Genomic DNA, 16,919 nt, shown 5'->3' with positions numbered 1-16,919 from the left:
GTCGACCGCGATCGCCGCCCCGGTGGGGCCGGCGGGTGTCAGATCGTGGCGCCGCTCGGCGTGATGAGCTCGGCGAGCTGACGGGCGGCCCACGAGCCGAGGCCCTCGGCGTCGTCCAGCTGGACGTGCGCGGTGACCGGAGCGCCGTTGGTGAAGGTGCCGGCCGTGGCCAGCTCCGGGCTACGGCCCCGCACGACGGCGATCGAGTCGCCGCTCTCGGTCTCCTCGAACTGGACCTCGTAGACCTCGGTGGCGACCTCGGTGCTGTCGGGCAGCCTGGCCGTCATGGGGGAGCCGGCCGGGAGGCGCGCGAAGTCCGACGCGCTCATCGGCACCTTCGCCTTCACCCGCGTGGTGCCCTCCACCTCGATCGCGGCGATCTGCGTGTTGGCGGTGACGAACGAGCCGACGGCGAGCTCGGTGCTGCCGACGACGCCGTCCGCGGTGGCGGCGAGGACGATGACGTCGTCGCCGTCGATGCGGTAGCCGAGGCCCTCCTCGGGGAAGCCGGTCTCGAGGGACTGCTCGAGGCTCGGGCTCTGCACGCGGGCGATCTCCTCGCCGGCGGTGACGCGGTCCCCGGCGTGGACCTCGAGCGACTGGATGTGACCGGCGAACGGGGTGCCGACGGTGGAGACGTCGGTCTCGACGGTCGCCTCGACGGCGTTGATGGTGTGGGCGCGGCCGTAGGTGTAGACGAGGCCGATCCCACCGAGCCCGAGGATGACGGCGGAACCGAGGAGCAGGGAGACGAGGCGGCGGAGATTCACGGGGGTCCTCTCAGGCCACGCGCGCCGGGGCGGCGACGTGGGCGGGCGGGGTGGGTCGCTGGGCACGGCGCAGGGCGGAGGCCTCACGGACGGCGATGCCGAGGAAGACCGCCAGCGCGGCGGCGTTCGCCGTGTTCCACAGCAGCGCGATCGTGATGGTCGAGCTCCACTCGGCCTTCCAGAAGCCGACGACGGAGGTCACGACGAGCGCGAGGAACATCAGCATCTGGGGGACGATGTAGTTGAACGGCGACGCCGCCTGCCCGGCGCGCCCGGTGACGTGCCAGGCGCGGTCCCGCCCCAGGAGGGCGTTGGCCATCGCGCGGATGTACATCGGGAACGACACGGTGGACAGCAGCAGCGTCTCCCACCGGAACGAGCCGATCGTGTACGTCGCCACGACGATCTGCATGAGGTAGAAGCCCGAGTAGTACAGGGCCCACTCCCACAGCGGCAGGTCGGTCGCGATCGGGGTGAGGTCGAGGAAGATCTGCAGCGGCGGCAGCAGGAGCAGCGCGAACGTGACCAGGCCGCCGAGGTAGAACCCGGCGGTGCCGAAGTACTGAAGACGCTGGTCGACGGACAGCCGCCGGTTCGCCAGCGGGTTGGCCTGGAAGAGGATCTCGAAGGCGCCGGTCGCCCACCGGGTCTGCTGCTTCGTGTACGCCTCGATGGTCTCCGGGGTGTCGCCGACGGCGAGCACGTCGGGGATGTAGACCGAGCGCCAGCCCAGCTCGTGGAGCTTCATCGAGGTCCAGACGTCCTCCGACTTGGACCGGGTGTACATGCCACCGATCTCCGCGATCGCCTCGCGGGAGAACACCACGTTCGTCCCCACGCAGAACGCGGAGTTGAACCGGTTCTTGCCCGGCTGGATGAGGGAGTAGAAGACCGTCTGCAGATAGCCCGCGCCGCGGGTGATGAAGTTGTGGATGTTGCCGTAGACCTGCGGGGTCTGGACGAACGCGACCTTCTCCTGCGCGAAGAACGGGATGGTCTCGACGAGCAGGTCCGGGGACGGGACGAAGTCGGCGTCGAGGATGACGAAGTAGTCACCCGTCGTCCTGCTGAGCGCGTGGTTGATGTTCCCGGCCTTCGCGCCCAGGTTGTCCGGGCGCGTGAGGTAGTGGACGCCGAGCTCCGCCGCGAGCGCCTCCACCTCGGGGGAGCGGCCGTCGTCGAGGATCCAGGTCTCGTGCTTGCCGCGCACGGAGCGCGCCGCGGTCGCGGTGGCACGGATCGTCTCGACGGGCTCGCCGTACGTGGTGATGAACACGTCGACGGTGACCGGGACGCCGTCGAGCTGCATCTGGTCCGTGGCGAGCGGGGCGTTGAGGTCCCAGTCGACCGGGACGAAGAGGTTCCGGCTCGCCTCGTTGAAGGTGAAGTCACGCGGGTTGTGCGTGGAGGAGAGCTGGGTCCACAGCGAGATGAGGACCTGGCCCATCATGACCGACTCGCAGCCGATGACGATCAGCCAGGGCAGCAGGTCACCGGAGTTCTCGGGGCGTAGCAGGAACGAGGCGTAGAGGAGCACGCCGATCGTGGCGAGGAGGACGAGCATCGTCAGCGACGGCGACTCGAGGTTCCGCTGGCCGTGTCCGACGCCCTGCAGGCGTGCCTCCCAGTCGCGGCGGTCGGGCGACGCCACCTCCAGGCTGGCGAGCTGCTCGGCGCGGTCGCGCTCGCGCAGCACGCGGCGAGGGAGCACGGGGGCCGTCGTCAGGTCGGCGCGCCGCGGCCCGACGTGGTCGTGCTCGACCGGGCGCCAGGCCGGGCCGCGGCCGTGGTCGGCGCGGCGTCGGGATGGTGTGTTGATCGTCTTGGGCATGCGTTCCTCACGGGCTCGCCCGACGGTCGTCCGCGGGCTCTGCCGACCGTAGGTAACGGAACGGTCACCTCCAACCCGAAACAGTGAGGCGCGGGCTACACCGTCGGCGGCCGGTTCCCCTGGCCGGCGGTCGCCCCGCTCGGCGGTGGAGGACGTGCTCGCAGGCCAGGCCATATATCGGTCGGACCTGTGCGTTTGAACGACGGGCGGGTGTTGTGCAGGCGCCGGGTGAGGAGTGTCACCGGCCCGGGGAAGCAGCCTCTGGACGGTCCGGACGCGCGCCGGAAGCCGACCGGCGGGGGGCCCGGCGGTGCGGGGCGACGGTGACTCAGCCGCGGTCGAGGTGCGGTGCGCGAGCACCGGCCCACACGGCGAGCAGGGCCAGCACCGCGGCCAGCAGCAGCCCGGCCAGGTAGCCCGCGGTGCCGCCGGTCCCGACGAGCGCGGTGAACACGGCTCCGGCGACGGCCAGCCCGAGCGCGGCGCCCAGACCGTCGGACATCTGCAACGACGAGCTCACCCTGCCGTGCTCGGCCTGCGGGGTGGCCTGCAGGGCGAGCACGGACAGGGCGGGGAACACGAGCCCCATGCCGCCACCCGCCACGGTCCAGCCGACGACGGCCCACCAGGTTCCCCCGCCGGGCAGAGCTGCCACCGCCGCCACGAACGTGCCGGCAGCGAGCAGGAGCGGCCCGAGCCAGAGCAGGAGGGCGCGACGGCGCGGTTCGCGGACCCTGCCCTGCACGGCCGAGCCCACCGCCCAGGTGATCGAGCTGACGGTCAGCACCAGACCGGCCTCACGTGCGCTCCAGCCGTGCACGCGGACGAGCAGGAGGGGCAGGAACGTCTCGGCGCTGACGAAAGCGGCATGGAGGAGCCCGCGGCACGCCACCGCGGAGGGCACCCCGGCCCGGAGCCGCAGGGTGCCGGCCGGGAGCAGCAGCCGCATCGTCACCGCGAGGCCGGCCACCCCGGCGACCGCGAGCACGATGCCCGGCGTGCCGCCGTCGGACCCGGCCACCTGCAGCGCGGCGGCAGCGAGCCCCGCGCCGGTCGCCGCCAGGAGCACGGTGCGGGTGCGTCGCCGGGCCACGGCGTCCGGGCGGCCCCGGCGGACGGGCGGGACGTGCCGCAGCAGCGGCAGCAGCAGGGTGGACGAGGCCAGGGTGAGCACGGGTACCCCGAGGAACACCCACCGCCAGCTCGCAGCGTCCGCCACGGTGCCTGCGATCGCGGGTCCGACCAGACCGGGCACCACCCAGGCCGCGGCGAACGCGGCGAAGAAGCGCGGCTGCCGGGCGGCGGGGACCATCGAGCCGACGAGCACGTAGAGGGGGACCATGAGCAGCCCGGCGCCGAACCCCTGCACCGCACGTCCCACCGCGAGGACTCCCATGGCCGGCGCCAGGCCGGCCACCACGAGGCCGACGCAGAAGAGGAGAACGCCGGCCAGGAGGGAGCCGCGCGGTCCGCGGGCGTCGGACCAGGCGCCGCTGACCGCCGTGGCCACGAGCTGCGCCGCGAGCGGAGCACCGGCGGCGACGGCGTAGAGGTGCAGCCCGCCGAGGTCGTCCACCACCACCGGCATGACCGTCGCCACCGCGAGCGCCTCGAACGCGGCCAGGGTGATCAGCGCGACCGAGGCGATCAGCAGCAGCCGGACCACCTGGGGCGGCTGCGCATCCCGGGGAGGGCGGGGCCCCGCCGAACGCGCGTCGGCGGGAGCGGCCGCCACGCCGGTGCCGTCCTGGGCGCTCACGCCCTGCATCATCCCGGACGGCGGGGGCGCGGCCAACCGATGTCCGCGGGCAGACTGATGTCCGCGGGCAGACTGATGTCCGGGCCCGACCGACGTCCCCGGGCCGACGGACGTCCCCAGGCCGACCGACCCGACCACCCCCCGGTGCGAGAAGCCCGCGTCTGCGAGCAGGGGCCGGCGCGGGAACTAGGATCGATCACGCGCCCGCCCGTCTCGCGGTGCGCGTCGTCGATCGGAAGGACCCCTGTGCTCCGCACACACACCGCCGGCTCCCTGCGCGCCGGTGACATCGGACAGACCGTCACCCTCACCGGATGGGTGGACCGCCGGCGCGACCATGGCGGGGTCGCCTTCATCGACCTGCGCGACGCCTCCGGGATCTCCCAGGTGGTCATCCGGGACGAGGACGTCGCGCACGAGCTGCGCGCCGAGTTCGTCCTGCAGGTGACCGGTGAGGTCTCCGCGCGGCCCGAGGGCAACGCCAACCCGAACCTCCCGACAGGCGAGATCGAGGTCATCGCGAACGAGGTCGTCGTGCTCAACGCGGCCGCGCCCCTGCCGTTCCAGGTCTCCGAGCACGCGGAGGACGCCGGCCAGGTCGGGGAGGAGGCGCGCCTGAAGTACCGCTACCTCGACCTGCGCCGCAAGGCTCCCGCCCACGCCCTGCGCCTGCGCGCGAAGGTCAACCAGGCCGCGCGCCGCGTCCTCGACGGCAAGGACTTCGTCGAGATCGAGACCCCCACACTGACCCGGTCCACGCCCGAGGGTGCGCGCGACTTCCTGGTGCCCGCACGCCTGTCGCCCGGAAGCTGGTACGCCCTGCCGCAGTCGCCGCAGCTGTTCAAGCAGCTGCTCATGGTCGGCGGCATGGAGCGCTACTACCAGATCGCCCGCTGCTACCGCGACGAGGACTTCCGGGCGGACCGTCAGCCCGAGTTCACCCAGCTCGACGTCGAGATGAGCTTCGTGGACCAGGACGACGTCATCGCCGTCGCCGAGGAGGTCCTCGCCGAGCTCTGGAAGCTCATCGACCACGAGATTCCCCGACCCATCGCCCGCATGACCTACCACGAGGCGATGGAGAAGTACGGCACGGACAAGCCCGACCTGCGCTTCGGCCTGGAGCTGGCCGACCTGACGGAGTTCTTCAAGGACACTCCCTTCCGGGTGTTCCAGAACCCGTACGTGGGCGCCGTGGTCATGCCCGGCGGCGCCTCGCAGCCGCGCCGCACGTTCGACGCGTGGCAGGAGTGGGCCAAGCAGCGCGGCGCCAAGGGCCTCGCGTACGTCACCGTCGGCGACGACGGCACGCTCGGCGGCCCGGTCGCGAAGAACATCTCCGACGCCGAGCGCGAGGGCCTGGCCGCCGCGGTCGGCGCGGAGCCGGGCGACTGCGTCTTCTTCGCCGCCGGTCGCGCCTCGGACGCCCGCTCCCTGCTGGGCGCGGCCCGCCTCGAGATCGGCCGCCGCGTGGGCCTGATCGACGAGGACGCGTGGTCGTTCGTCTGGGTCGTCGACGCGCCCCTGTTCAAGCCCACCGGCGAGGACGACGACATCGCCGTCGGCCACAGCGCCTGGACCGCGGTCCACCACGCGTTCACCTCCCCGACGCCGGAGTGGATCGACCGTTTCGAGGAGTCCCCGGGCGAGGCGCTCGCCTACGCGTACGACATCGTCTGCAACGGCAACGAGATCGGCGGCGGCTCGATCCGTATCCACCGCCGCGACGTCCAGGAGCGCGTGTTCGCGGTCATGGGCATCGGCGAGGCGGAGGCGCAGGAGAAGTTCGGCTTCCTCCTCGACGCGTTCAAGTTCGGCGCCCCGCCGCACGGCGGCATCGCGTTCGGCTGGGACCGGATCGTCTCGCTGCTGACCCACTCGGAGTCCATCCGCGACGTCATCGCCTTCCCCAAGTCCGGTGGCGGGTACGACCCGCTGACCCAGGCGCCTGCGCCGATCACCGCGCAGCAGCGCAAGGAGGCCGGGGTGGACGCACGTCCGAAGCAGGACGAGGACCGGGAGATCGCGGCGAAGCAGGCCGCGCCCGCGCGGTGACGGTCCACCGACCGGGTGCGGCGGCCCCGGCCGCCGCGCCCGGCCCGCCGCGTCGGCCGAGCGCCGCGCCCGGCTCGGTCGCGTCAACCGCGGCCGCGCCCGGCTCGGTCGCGTCCTCCACCGCGTCTGCCTCGGCAGAGTCAATGCTGGCCGCGGGTGACTGGCCGTTCCTGCGCGCGAACGCCCACCGCTGGCAGCCGCTGGAGTCCTGGGCCGACGACGGCGCCGCGGCGCTGCTGCTGCCGCGCGGGTCCGGGCGGACGCTGGTGGGCGTGGGGGAGCCCGCGCAGCTGGCCGACCTCCTCGCCCGCGGTCCGCTCGCCGGCGCCCGACCGCCGGCCGGCGTCGCGCACGTCATGCTCACGCGCGGCACCTGGCAGCTCCTGCCCGACGGCGCCCGCGCCGCGCTGGAGCAGGGCCGGCCGTGGGACTGGCTCGCCGCCGACGTGCCCCCGGGTCCGGTGCCGGGCGAGGAGCACGTGGGCGAGCTCTCCGGCCCGGACCGGCTCGACCGGGTCTACGCCTGCCTGGAGGTCGGCTACCCCGAGCGCGGCCGGCGGCCCCACGACGACGACCTCACCTGGTGGGGGTTCGTCGGCGACGACGGCGTGCTCGCCGGGGTGGCGGGGGCCGACGTCCCGTCCGCGAACGCCCGCGCCCGCGGGGCCGGCGTGCACCTCGAGGCCGTCACCGTGCTTCCGGCCCGCCGCCGCCGCGGGGTCGCGGCCGCCATGACGGCGGCGTCGACCCGTCGGGGTCTCGGCCTCGCACCGCTGGTGCACCTGGGCATCTGGTCCGACAACGACGACGCGCGCCGCCTCTACACGCGCCTCGGCTTCAGCGTGCGGCACCGGGTCGAGAACCTGCGGGTGGCGGCGTGAGCCGGCGCCGCGCGCCAGCCGCGTGGAGAGAGCGTCGGACCGCGGACCGTACCGGGTGCAGGGCAGCGCACGGGACCGGCCGCCGGCCCGCGCGCCGACAGGCCCTCGCCGGCACCGTCGCCCTCGCCGCGGCGATGCTCCTCGCCGCGTGCACCTCCTCCGTCCCCGCCTCGGGGCCGACCGCCGCCACGACGCCCGCTCCGACGGCGGCCCCGTCCCCGACGGCGCCGCCCGAGCCCGAGAACCCCTGGGGGCCGACGGCCGCCGAGGTCGCCGCCGCGACCGCGGACGCGGCGGAGCTCAGCGACGAGGAGGTGGCCGGGCAGGTGATCGTCGGGCGACTGCACGGAATCGACCCCGCCACCGCCGAGCAGCTCGTCGCCGACCTCCACCTGGCCGGCGTGATGATCACCGGCGCCTCGGTGGCCTCCCTCGAGCAGGTCCGTGCCCTCGGCGCCGGCGTGCAGGACGCCGTCGTCTCCTCGGGCCGCGACTGGCCGGGCGTCGTGAGCACCGACAACGAGGGCGGCCTCGTCCAGCGGATGTCGGGCGCCGTCGGGCCGTGGACGTCCTTCCCCTCGTTCGCCGTCGCGGGGGAGGCCGCGGCGGCCGGCGAGCCCCGGCTCGTGCGCGACGCGCACACGGCGATGGCGCGCGAGCTGCGCGCCTCGGGCGTGACCGTCAACTGGGCGCCCGTCGCGGACGTCACGGTGCCCGGGCAGGACGTCACCATCGGGTCGCGGGCGGCCGGGTCGGACCCCGCCACGGTGGGGGCCGCCGTCGTCCCGGCTGTCCGCGGTCTCCTGGCGGGCGGGGTCCTGCCGGCGGTCAAGCACTTCCCGGGCCACGGGTCCCTGACCACAGACTCCCACCTCGCCCTGCCGGTCCACGAGGCCGACGCCGAGCACATCGCCGCCACGGAGCTCCCGCCCTTCGCGGACGCGGTCGTCGCCGGCGTGCCGATGGTCATGGTGGCGCACGTCGACGTCCCGGCCTGGGACCCGGGCGTCCCCGCGTCGCTGTCCCCGGAGGCGTACCGGGTCCTCCGCGAGGACCTCGCGTTCGCCGGGGTCACCGTGACCGACAGCCTGGGCATGGGGGCACTCGCCCAGATCGGCGACGCCGGCGACGTCGCCGTCGGCGCGCTGCGGGCCGGTGCGGACCTGCTGCTCAACCCCGCGGACAACGCCGTGGCCCACGCCGGGGTGGTGGCGGCGCTCGAGGACGGCACGCTCGAGCGTTCCCGGGTGGACGAGGCCGCCGGTCGCGTCATCGCGATGATGCGGTTCCAGGCGGAGCTCGCCGCGGCCGCCGGGCCGCCGGGGGAGGTCGGCGACGGCGCCGCCGCGGCCGAGGCCCTGCGGGTCGCCGCGCGCTGACGCGGCGTTCATCTCGCCGTCGCGCTGGCCGCGGGCGCCTTCAGCCGCTTCAATGTGCGGATGGCCCGCTACCTCGAGATCCATCCGCAGGACCCCCAGCCGCGCCTGGTCGCCCAGGCGGTCGAGGTGGTGCGCCGCGGCGGGCTGATCGCCTACCCGACGGACTCCGGGTACGCCGTCGGCTGCGCCCTGGGGAACAAGGACGGGCTGGACCGGATCAAGCTGATGCGCCGCCTGGACGACAAGCACCACTTCACGCTCGTCTGCCGGGACTTCGCCCAGCTGGGCCAGTTCGTCATCGTCGACAACGCGGTGTTCCGGCTCATCAAGTCGGCGACCCCCGGCCCCTACACGTTCATCCTGCGTGGCACGCAGGAGGTGCCGCGCCGGCTGCTCCACCCGAAGAAGCACACGGTGGGCGTGCGCATCCCCGACCACCGGACCACGCAGGCCCTGCTCGCGGAGCTCGGCGAGCCGCTGCTCTCCAGCACGCTGATCATGCCCGGGCAGGAGACGCCGATGACGGAGGGCTGGATGGTCAAGGAGGAGCTCGAGGGTCTGCTCGACGTGATCGTCGACTCCGACGTCGACTCGGCCGAGCCCACGACGGTGGTGGACCTGACGTCGGGGGCGCCCGAGGTGCTGCGCACCGGCGCGGGAGACCCCTCGCGCTTCGAGTGAGGCCGACGGGCTCGGTCAGTCCTCGTCCGGCAGGGGCGTCAGCGGCTCGCGTGCCGGGGCGTCGAGCTGCTGCTCCATCCACAGCGCCTGAGCGGCGAGCAGCATCGCCACGAGCAGGAAGACGTGTGCCAGGGGACCCGGGTCGCCGTCGCCGAGCGCCCGGACGGCGACGACGGCGGCGAGCACGGACAGCATCGCGAGCGCACGGGCGAGCCGTCTGCGGCTCCGGCGCGCGTGCCGTCCTGGTGTGGCGTCGTCGTCCATCTCTCCCGTCCGCGCAGCGCACGAGTGTGGTGCGCCGACAGTACCCGGCGGGGCGGCGGCGCGCCGGTCGAGCCGGCTCGGTGCGGCCCAGCCCTCGACGAGCGCCGGCTCGGTCCCCGGCGCCCGCCGGCTCGGCGCTCCTGAACTGCCGCCGCCGTCCGCGGCGGACGCGGATTCAGCCGACGAGGACGTGCGGGCGGACGAGCTCGAGCGCGTGCGCCGCGGCCCGGTCGGCGCCCGCGAGGAGCGGCGACGGCGTGCCCGGGGTCGCCCCGATCGCCGAGCCCGGCTGGACGTCGCCCGCCGGGATGCCGAGCACCACGACGCGCTCGTCGGCGTCCCCCGCCGCGTCCAGCAGCAGGAAGCGATCCGCGCTGACGTCCAGCGACCGCAGCGTCACCGACCGCCCGTCCGGGGTCGGGCGCGAGTGCAGGCGGGCGCGGCCGGAGTCGACCAGGCTCCGCAGCAGGGGGTCGCCGGTGATGTCGACGTGGCCCTTGGACATGCGCGTCTCGGCGAACGCCCGCGCCCGGTGCACGCGGCCCCGGACCGCCGACCGCGCGACGAACGCACCGTCCTCGACGGTGACGGTCATCTGCTCACCGACCAGCTCCACCACGCCCGCCTCGACCAGCGCCAGCAGCTGCGCAGTCCGCTCGGGCGGGGGTCCCGAGGCGAGCGCCAGCCCGAGGGCGTCGAACCAGCCCTGGATGTCGGTGGCGACCGACCCCGCGTCGATCGCCCCCGCGCTCACCAGGCGGCCCACCTGGACGCGCAGGGCTGCGAAGGCACGGTTGACCGCGGCCCGGGGGCTGAGCAGCGGGCGGGTGATCGAGTCCAGCTCGGCGGCGCGCCAGCCATCGACCCACGCGTCCCACTCCGCGCCGTCGGGCCGCACGACGTCCGGCCGGTCGAGTCGGCTGACATCGATCCACCACTCGGGGTCGGCGAGCTCGCGGACCACCCCGGTCAGGTCCTCCAGCGGCACCCCGGCGAGCCGGGCGACGAGCTCGCCGTCGCTCGTGGCGCGGACCGCGGCGGGCCGGCGCTCGCGCAACGTCGCCAGGTGGGCGAGGGCCAGCTCGCGGGCGAGCTGCGGCCAGATGCACGAGGCGAAGTCCTGCTCGGGTACGCGGGCCGCGGTCTCGAACCAGTCCGGGGTCGCGATCCGGGGGACGTAGCGCGGAGGGAGACCGCCGTAGAACGACTTGCTGCGGTAGGGAAGGCCGCGGCGCGACCCGACGAGCAGGTGCGGCTCCCGGCCGGACGGGAGGTACGTCAGGTCGAAGGGCGACGACCCGGCGACGAACCGCCCCCCGCGCCCTGCGGTGAGCTGGGCGACGACGTCGAAGAAGTTGGCGCCGAGGCCCGCGACGAGCACGTCCTCGCTCGCGGGCAGGACGGACCAGTCCCGCTCGGCGGGCATGCCCGGCTCGACGTAGACCAGCCCGTGAGCGGCCGCGGCGCCGACGAAGGCCCGCGTCCGGCCGGACCGGCGGCCCTGGACCATGCCCTGCGCCAGCACCACGACACGGGCCCGCAGGGTCCGACCGTCGGCCAGGCGCACCACTCGGACCAACCCGTCGGCGGCGACGTCGACGACCGTGCCGACGACCTCGCTGAGCTCCACCCGGCCGCGGGCGACGACCGCGGCCAGCTGCTCGCGGAAGTACACGCCCTGGAGGCGACGGGAGGGGAAGGACCACGGCCGCAGCCCGCGCAGCTCCTCGGCCACCCAGGCGGGCCGGTCCGGGGGCACCTCCCGCGACGCCGCCCAGGCGACGAGATCCGGGCCGGGCGTGACCGGACCGTCCATGGGGGTCGAGTCGTCCGGGTAGACGGTGGTGTGCGCGGCGTAGGTGTTGTTGAGGAAGTGCGGGGTCTGGTCGGTGCGCCACGTCGCGCCCGCGCCGACCTCGACGGCGTCCACCAGGGCGACGCTCAGCGGGTGCGGGCCCTCGTGACGGGCCGTGAGCCGCTCGACGAGCGCGACGCCGCGCGGCCCGCCGCCGACCACGACGACGTCGTGCACGCCCCCGTCCGCTCCGTCGTCACCGGCAACCGCTCCGGTCGCCCCGCCGTCGCCCGCAACCGCACCTGTCACCCCGCCGTCGCCCGCAACCGCTCCGGCGCCGGGAGTCCCGGGGAGGTGGGTGCTCAGGCTCATCACTGCTCCGCTCGGAAAGGGGGTGCCGGCGACGCCCGGCCCGCCCACTCTCGGGGCTGCGCACGGCCCGGACAACGCCCCTCGGGGCGAATCTCATCACGAGGACAGCGCACGTCCGCAGCCGCGGCTCTCGGGCCGAGCCGCGAGCCCGTCCGACGTGGCGGCACCGGGGGAGAGCTGGCGCCCCTCGCGTCAGGGCACGGGACGGCGGGCGTCGTAGGCGAGGAAGGCCCGCTGCCACCGGGCGAGGGCGACGACGACGAGCACGCACGCGGCCCCGCCCGAGACGACGGCGACGCCCTCGCCCCACGCGGCCGCCAGGGTGCCGGAGACGACGTCGCCGACCCTGGGGCCGTCGGCCACCACGACGATGAAGACGCCCTGGAGACGCCCACGCAGGTGGTCGGGGGTGGCCGGCTAAAGGATGGTGCTGCGGAACACCGAGGAGACGGAGTCCGCGGCGCCCGCGCACGCGAGGCAGGAGGCCGCCAACCACAGCGCGTGCCGGGAGTCGAGCAGCTCGCCGGCACCGAGCACCGCGAGTCCGAAGCCGACGACGGAGGCGCCCCAGCCCACGACGGCCACCACCACCGCCCGGCCGTGGTGGATCACCGCACCGAGCGGCCCGGAGGAGAGCATCGCGGCCATGGCGTTGACGGCGATCGCGGCGCTCAGCAGCCCGACCGTGGCCGCTCCGGAGTCGAACGCGACCAGCGCCACGGCCGGGAACAGCGCGCGGGGGTGCGCGAGCACCATGGCGGCCAGGTCGGCGAGGAAGGTCATGCGCACGTTCGGCCTGGTGGTGAGGAACCGCAGCCCCTCGACGACGCTGGAGAGGCCCGGCGGCCGCCGGCGGCCACGCGTGTCGTCCGTGGTGGGCGGGACGGGTCCGAGGCGGACGAGGCCCCAGACGGCGGCCGTGAACAGGGCGGCGTCGAGCGCGTAGGTGATGGTGTACCCGCGCCACTCGATGAGCAGCCCGGCGAGCAGCGGCCCGACGGTGAGGGCCGCGTTGATCGAGCTACGCTGCGCCGGTCGTGCGTGTCCACGAGCGCTCCGCCGTACAGGCTCAGCACGACGATCGGCACCAGGGCGAAGACCCCGACGAGGCCGACCGAGAAGGACGACCCGGTGAGCTGATACACCTGCAGGGCGATCGCCTGGTCGCGAGCTGGGTGCCGATGCCCGAGAGCGTGAACCCGGTCCACAGGCGCCGGTAGGGGGCGTTGACCCGCAGCGGCGTCAGGTCGAGCAGGACGGGCACGTCAGTGGACGATCCGGAACTTCTCGTAGACCCGCCGCATCGGCGCCGGCGCCCACCAGTTCCACCTGCCCAGGAGCGTCATGGTGGCGGGCACGAGCAGCATCCGCACGAGCGTGGCGTCGACGAGCACCGTGACGGCCAGCGCGACGCCGGCCTGCTTGATGACGATGAGCTCGCCGGTGATGAACCCGCCGAAGACGGCAACCATGATCAGCGCGGCGGAGGTGATGATGCGGCCCGAGCGCTGCAGGCCGCGCTCGACGGCCTCGTCGTTGGTGGATCCCGCGTCCCAGTACTCCTTGATGCGGGACAGCAGGAAGACCTCGTAGTCCATCGCCAGGCCGAAGCCGAACGCCACCGCGATCGCCACCACGTAGGACTCCAGGCCCTCCACGGGGGCGAAGTCGAGCAGCCCGGTGAGGTGCCCGCCCTGGAAGATCCACACGGTCACGCCGAGGGAGGCGGCCAGCGAGAGCAGGTTGACCACCAGCGCCTTGAGCGGGACGAGCACCGAGCCGGTCATGAGGAAGAGCAGGACGAAGATGGCGAGGACGACGACGGCGCCGGCCACCGGCAGCCCCTCGACCAGGGAGTCGTTGAAGTCCAGCTGCGTCGCGGCCTGACCGGTCACGAAGGTGTCGTAGCCGGGGTCCAGGGCCCGGACCTCCTTCACGGTGGCGGTCGCCTCGTCGCCGGCGGCGTCGTCGACGTCGAGGAAGACCGGCAGGACGGTGCGGTCGCCGGAGGCGGCGGGCTCGCCCACGGCCTCGACGGCGGACACGGCGGAGAGGTCCTCGCCCAGCTGGGCAACCGCGCCCGGCGCCGCGTCGGCGACCACGACGATCTCGGGCGTGCGCGAGCCGGGGTAGTCCTCCGCGAGGGCGGCGATGTAGTCGCGCTGGTCGGACTCGTTCGGCAGCAGCTCGGTGGTCGCGCTGCGCATCGACAGCCCGAGGACGGGGGAGGCGAGCAGCACCAGGACCGCGAGCGAGCCCAGCATGAAGACCCAGGGGTGAGCGTGCACGCGCCGGGCCAGCCGGGAGAACATGCCGTCACGGGGCGCGACGTCGCCCAGCCCGCGCACGAGGACCCGGAGGCCGGGGACGCGCGAGAGGAGGGACGGCTTGCGCATCCGGTCGCCGAGCAGGAGCAGGATGGCGGGGACGAGCGTGACCGCGCACGCGACGGCGAGCAGCACCGACGCGATCCCGGCGACGGCGATCGCCTTGAGCACCTCGGGGCGCATCAGCAGCAGGCCGGCGATCGAGAAGGCGACCGTCAGGGCGGAGAAGACGACCGTCCGGCCGGCGGTCGCCACGGTCGTGCGGACCGCCTCGATGAGGACGGGGTCGTGGCCCGGCCGCCTGCGGCGCCTCGGCCTGGCCGCGGTCGCGGTGGCCGCCCGGTCGAAGGAGCCGAGCCGGTGCAGCTCCTCGCGGTAGCGGGAGACGACGAGCAGGCCGTAGTCGATCGACAGCGCCATGCTCATCACGGTGATGACGTTCACCACGAAGGAGTCGACGTCCACCGAGTAGGTCAGCGCCAGCAGGATGCCGAGCCCGCCGACGATGGAGACGACGGCACCGACGATCGGCAGCCCGGCGGCGAGGAACCCGCCGAACACGACCACCATGATCAGCAGGGCCAGCGGGATGGCGAACGCCTCGCCGCTGACGAGGTCCTCCTGGACCTGCTCGACGATCGCGTCGGCGATCAGAGGCGTGGAGCTGACGATGCCCTCCGCGCCGGGCGAGACGTCCGCCAGGTCGTCCGGCACCTGGCGGAGCCGCTCGACGACGGCGTCGTGCGCACTCTCCTCGGCGTCGTCGTCGAGCGCGTCCTCGAGCACCACAGCCATCAGGAAGCCGTCCTGGTCGGCCGAGACCAGCCCGGCCGCGGCCGGGTTCGCCAGCCCCTGGGGCAGGACGAAGGGGTCGACGACGGACGCGACGCCGTCGACCTCGGCCAGGTCCGCGCGCGCCGGGTCGAGCGCGGCGGTCAGCTCCGGGACCGCCGCCGCGTCCGTGAGGTCCGTGCCCCGGACGACGAGCGAGATCTGCGGGCCGCCCTCGCCCTCCTCGTCGAGGATCTCCTGGGCCCGCTCGCTCTCCGAGCCCGGGACGACGGGTGCCCCGGTCTGGAGCCGTTCGAAGAGGCCCTGGCCGGCGAACCCGGTCAGCGCGGCGACGCCGGAGAAGAGGGCCAGCAGGACCCAGCCGACGATGACGGTGCGCGGGTGCCGGGTCACGAGCCGGCCGATCAGGGCGAACACACCGGTCAGTTTCCCATCCCCGGCCTGGCTCTCCCGCCACGTCACGCGCGGCGCGCGACCGGCCGGTCCGCTCGCCCGTGCCGGGGGCCGCGGCGGCGAGCACGCCAGAGGCCCGACTAGCCTGGAGCGGTGGATCTCTTCGAGGCGGCGGGCGCCGACGACGCGGGGGTGCCGGCCGTCCGGCAGGGCGCGCCGCTCGCCGTACGCATGCGCCCGGCCACCCTCGACGAGGTGCTCGGGCAGGAGCATCTGCTCGAGCCGGGTTCGCCGCTGCGCCGCCTGGTGGAGCCGGCCCCGGAGGGACGACGGCGGATCGCGCCGTCGTCCGTGGTGCTGTGGGGGCCGCCCGGCACCGGCAAGACCACCTTGGCCTACCTCGTCGCGCACGGCTCCGGCCGGCGGTTCACCGAGCTGTCCGCCGTCACGGCGGGCGTGAAGGACGTCCGGGGCGTCGTGGAGGACGCCCGCCGCCGCCTCGTCACCTCGGGGGAGGAGACGGTCCTCTTCATCGACGAGGTGCACCGCTTCTCCAAGACGCAGCAGGACGCCCTGCTGCCGTCGGTGGAGAACCGGTGGGTCACCCTGGTGGCCGCCACGACCGAGAACCCGAGCTTCTCGGTCATCTCCCCGCTGCTGTCGCGCTCGCTCCTGCTCACGCTGCGCCCGCTCGCCGAAAAGCACGTGCGCGCCCTGGTCGCACGGGCGCTGACCGACGAGCGCGGACTCGGCGGCGCCCTCACCCTCGACGACACCGCCGCCGACCACCTGGTCCGCCTCGCCGGCGCGGACGCCCGCAAGGCGCTGACGATCCTCGAGGCCGCCGCCGGGTCCGCGGAGGCCGCCGGCGAGGACGCGATCACGCTGGAGTCGGTCGAGCGGGCCATCGACGTCGCCGCCGTGCGTTACGACCGGGCCGGGGACCAGCACTACGACGTCATCTCCGCCTTCATCAAGTCCATGCGCGGCTCCGACGTCGACGCGGCCCTGCACTACCTGGCCCGGATGGTCGTGGCGGGGGAGGACCCCCGGTTCATCGCCCGGCGCATCGTCATCGCCGCGGCCGAGGACGTCGGGATGGCGGACCCGTCCGCGCTGCAGACGGCGGTGGCCGCGGCCCAGGCCGTCTCGCTCATCGGGATGCCGGAGGCGCGGATCATCCTGGCCGAGGCGGTCGTGCACGTGGCGACCGCGCCCAAGTCCAACGCCGCGTACAAGGCGGTCGACGCCGCCATCGCCGACGTGCGCGCGGGCAAGGTCGGGCCCGTCCCGGCGCACCTGCGCGACGCCCACTACGCCGGCGCCGAGGGCCACGGGCACGGGCTCGGCTACGTCTACTCGCACGACCAGCCGCACGGCATCGCCGCCCAGCAGTACGCCCCGGACGATCTCGTCGAGGCCCGGTACTACCGTCCGACCGGTCATGGTCACGAGCGGGAGATCACATCCCGCCTGGAGCGCATCAGACAGCTGCTCGGGCAGTAGGTGCTAGGCTTTCCCGGTTGCCCGCGCCGCGTGCGCGGGCGCTCCCCTGGGGTCATGGCCATCGGGTCGACCCCGCGCCGGGCGGCACCCGCCGTCGCCGGTGTGACGTCACAA

At 74.4% G+C, this 16,919-nt stretch carries 11 protein-coding genes and 1 pseudogene; 5 read left to right on the top strand and 7 right to left on the bottom strand.

Going from position 1 to position 16,919, the window contains the following annotated elements:
* Positions 1–38: 38 nt before the first annotated feature.
* The 3 genes from KZX45_RS01600 to KZX45_RS01590 form a co-directional block, all read right to left on the bottom strand.
* Positions 39–770 (bottom strand): efflux RND transporter periplasmic adaptor subunit, encoded by a 732-nt coding sequence (locus KZX45_RS01600; RefSeq protein WP_248255959.1) that lies wholly within the window; start codon positions 768–770, stop codon positions 39–41.
* Positions 771–780: 10 nt separating this feature from the next.
* Positions 781–2,601 carry a glycosyltransferase family 2 protein gene (locus KZX45_RS01595; RefSeq protein WP_248255958.1) on the bottom strand — a complete coding sequence of 607 codons (1,821 nt, stop codon included), beginning with the start codon at positions 2,599–2,601 and terminating at the stop codon, positions 781–783.
* 328 nt (positions 2,602–2,929) lie between these two features.
* Positions 2,930–4,360 carry an MFS transporter gene (locus KZX45_RS01590; RefSeq protein ID WP_248255957.1) on the bottom strand — a complete coding sequence of 477 codons (1,431 nt, stop codon included), beginning with the start codon at positions 4,358–4,360 and terminating at the stop codon, positions 2,930–2,932.
* Positions 4,361–4,606: 246 nt separating this feature from the next.
* Between KZX45_RS01590 and aspS the strand changes: the two genes are divergently transcribed.
* The 4 genes from aspS (at position 4,607) to KZX45_RS01570 (ending at position 9,356) form a co-directional block, all read left to right on the top strand.
* Complete coding sequence (aspS, locus tag KZX45_RS01585; RefSeq protein WP_248255956.1) at positions 4,607–6,415, top strand: aspartate--tRNA ligase; 1,809 nt, start codon at positions 4,607–4,609, stop codon at positions 6,413–6,415.
* A gap of 143 nt (positions 6,416–6,558) precedes the next feature.
* Entirely contained in the window at positions 6,559–7,296 is a 738-nt protein-coding gene (locus KZX45_RS01580) for a GNAT family N-acetyltransferase (RefSeq protein ID WP_248255955.1), read from the top strand.
* A 134-nt stretch (positions 7,297–7,430) separates the two neighbouring features.
* A complete protein-coding gene (locus tag KZX45_RS01575) occupies positions 7,431–8,675 on the top strand; it encodes a glycoside hydrolase family 3 N-terminal domain-containing protein (RefSeq protein ID WP_248255954.1) in 1,245 nt (414 codons plus the stop codon).
* Between the two features lie 60 nt (positions 8,676–8,735).
* Positions 8,736–9,356, top strand: a complete 621-nt coding sequence (locus KZX45_RS01570) for an L-threonylcarbamoyladenylate synthase (protein ID WP_248255953.1) — start codon at positions 8,736–8,738, stop codon at positions 9,354–9,356.
* A 15-nt stretch (positions 9,357–9,371) separates the two neighbouring features.
* On the opposite strand, the gene KZX45_RS01565 is transcribed toward KZX45_RS01570, so the two are convergent.
* The 4 genes and pseudogenes from KZX45_RS01565 to KZX45_RS01550 form a co-directional block, all read right to left on the bottom strand.
* Complete coding sequence (locus KZX45_RS01565; RefSeq protein WP_248255952.1) at positions 9,372–9,620, bottom strand: hypothetical protein; 249 nt, start codon at positions 9,618–9,620, stop codon at positions 9,372–9,374.
* Positions 9,621–9,795: 175 nt separating this feature from the next.
* Entirely contained in the window at positions 9,796–11,787 is a 1,992-nt protein-coding gene (locus KZX45_RS01560; RefSeq protein ID WP_248255951.1) for an FAD/NAD(P)-binding protein, read from the bottom strand.
* Between the two features lie 192 nt (positions 11,788–11,979).
* Positions 11,980–13,051: pseudogene (locus tag KZX45_RS20425) on the bottom strand (MFS transporter).
* 1 nt (position 13,052) lies between these two features.
* Positions 13,053–15,323 carry an MMPL family transporter gene (locus KZX45_RS01550; protein WP_248255950.1) on the bottom strand — a complete coding sequence of 757 codons (2,271 nt, stop codon included), beginning with the start codon at positions 15,321–15,323 and terminating at the stop codon, positions 13,053–13,055.
* 129 nt (positions 15,324–15,452) lie between these two features.
* On the opposite strand from KZX45_RS01550, the gene KZX45_RS01545 reads away from it, so the two are divergent.
* A complete protein-coding gene (locus KZX45_RS01545; RefSeq protein ID WP_248255949.1) occupies positions 15,453–16,805 on the top strand; it encodes a replication-associated recombination protein A in 1,353 nt (450 codons plus the stop codon).
* Positions 16,806–16,919: the final 114 nt, after the last annotated feature.

It is taken from the genome of Georgenia sp. EYE_87 (assembly GCF_023148685.1).
Taxonomy (GTDB): domain Bacteria; phylum Actinomycetota; class Actinomycetes; order Actinomycetales; family Actinomycetaceae; genus Georgenia.
Note: the sequence above shows the minus strand (reverse complement) of the source record. Positions and strands in the feature narration are given on the sequence as shown.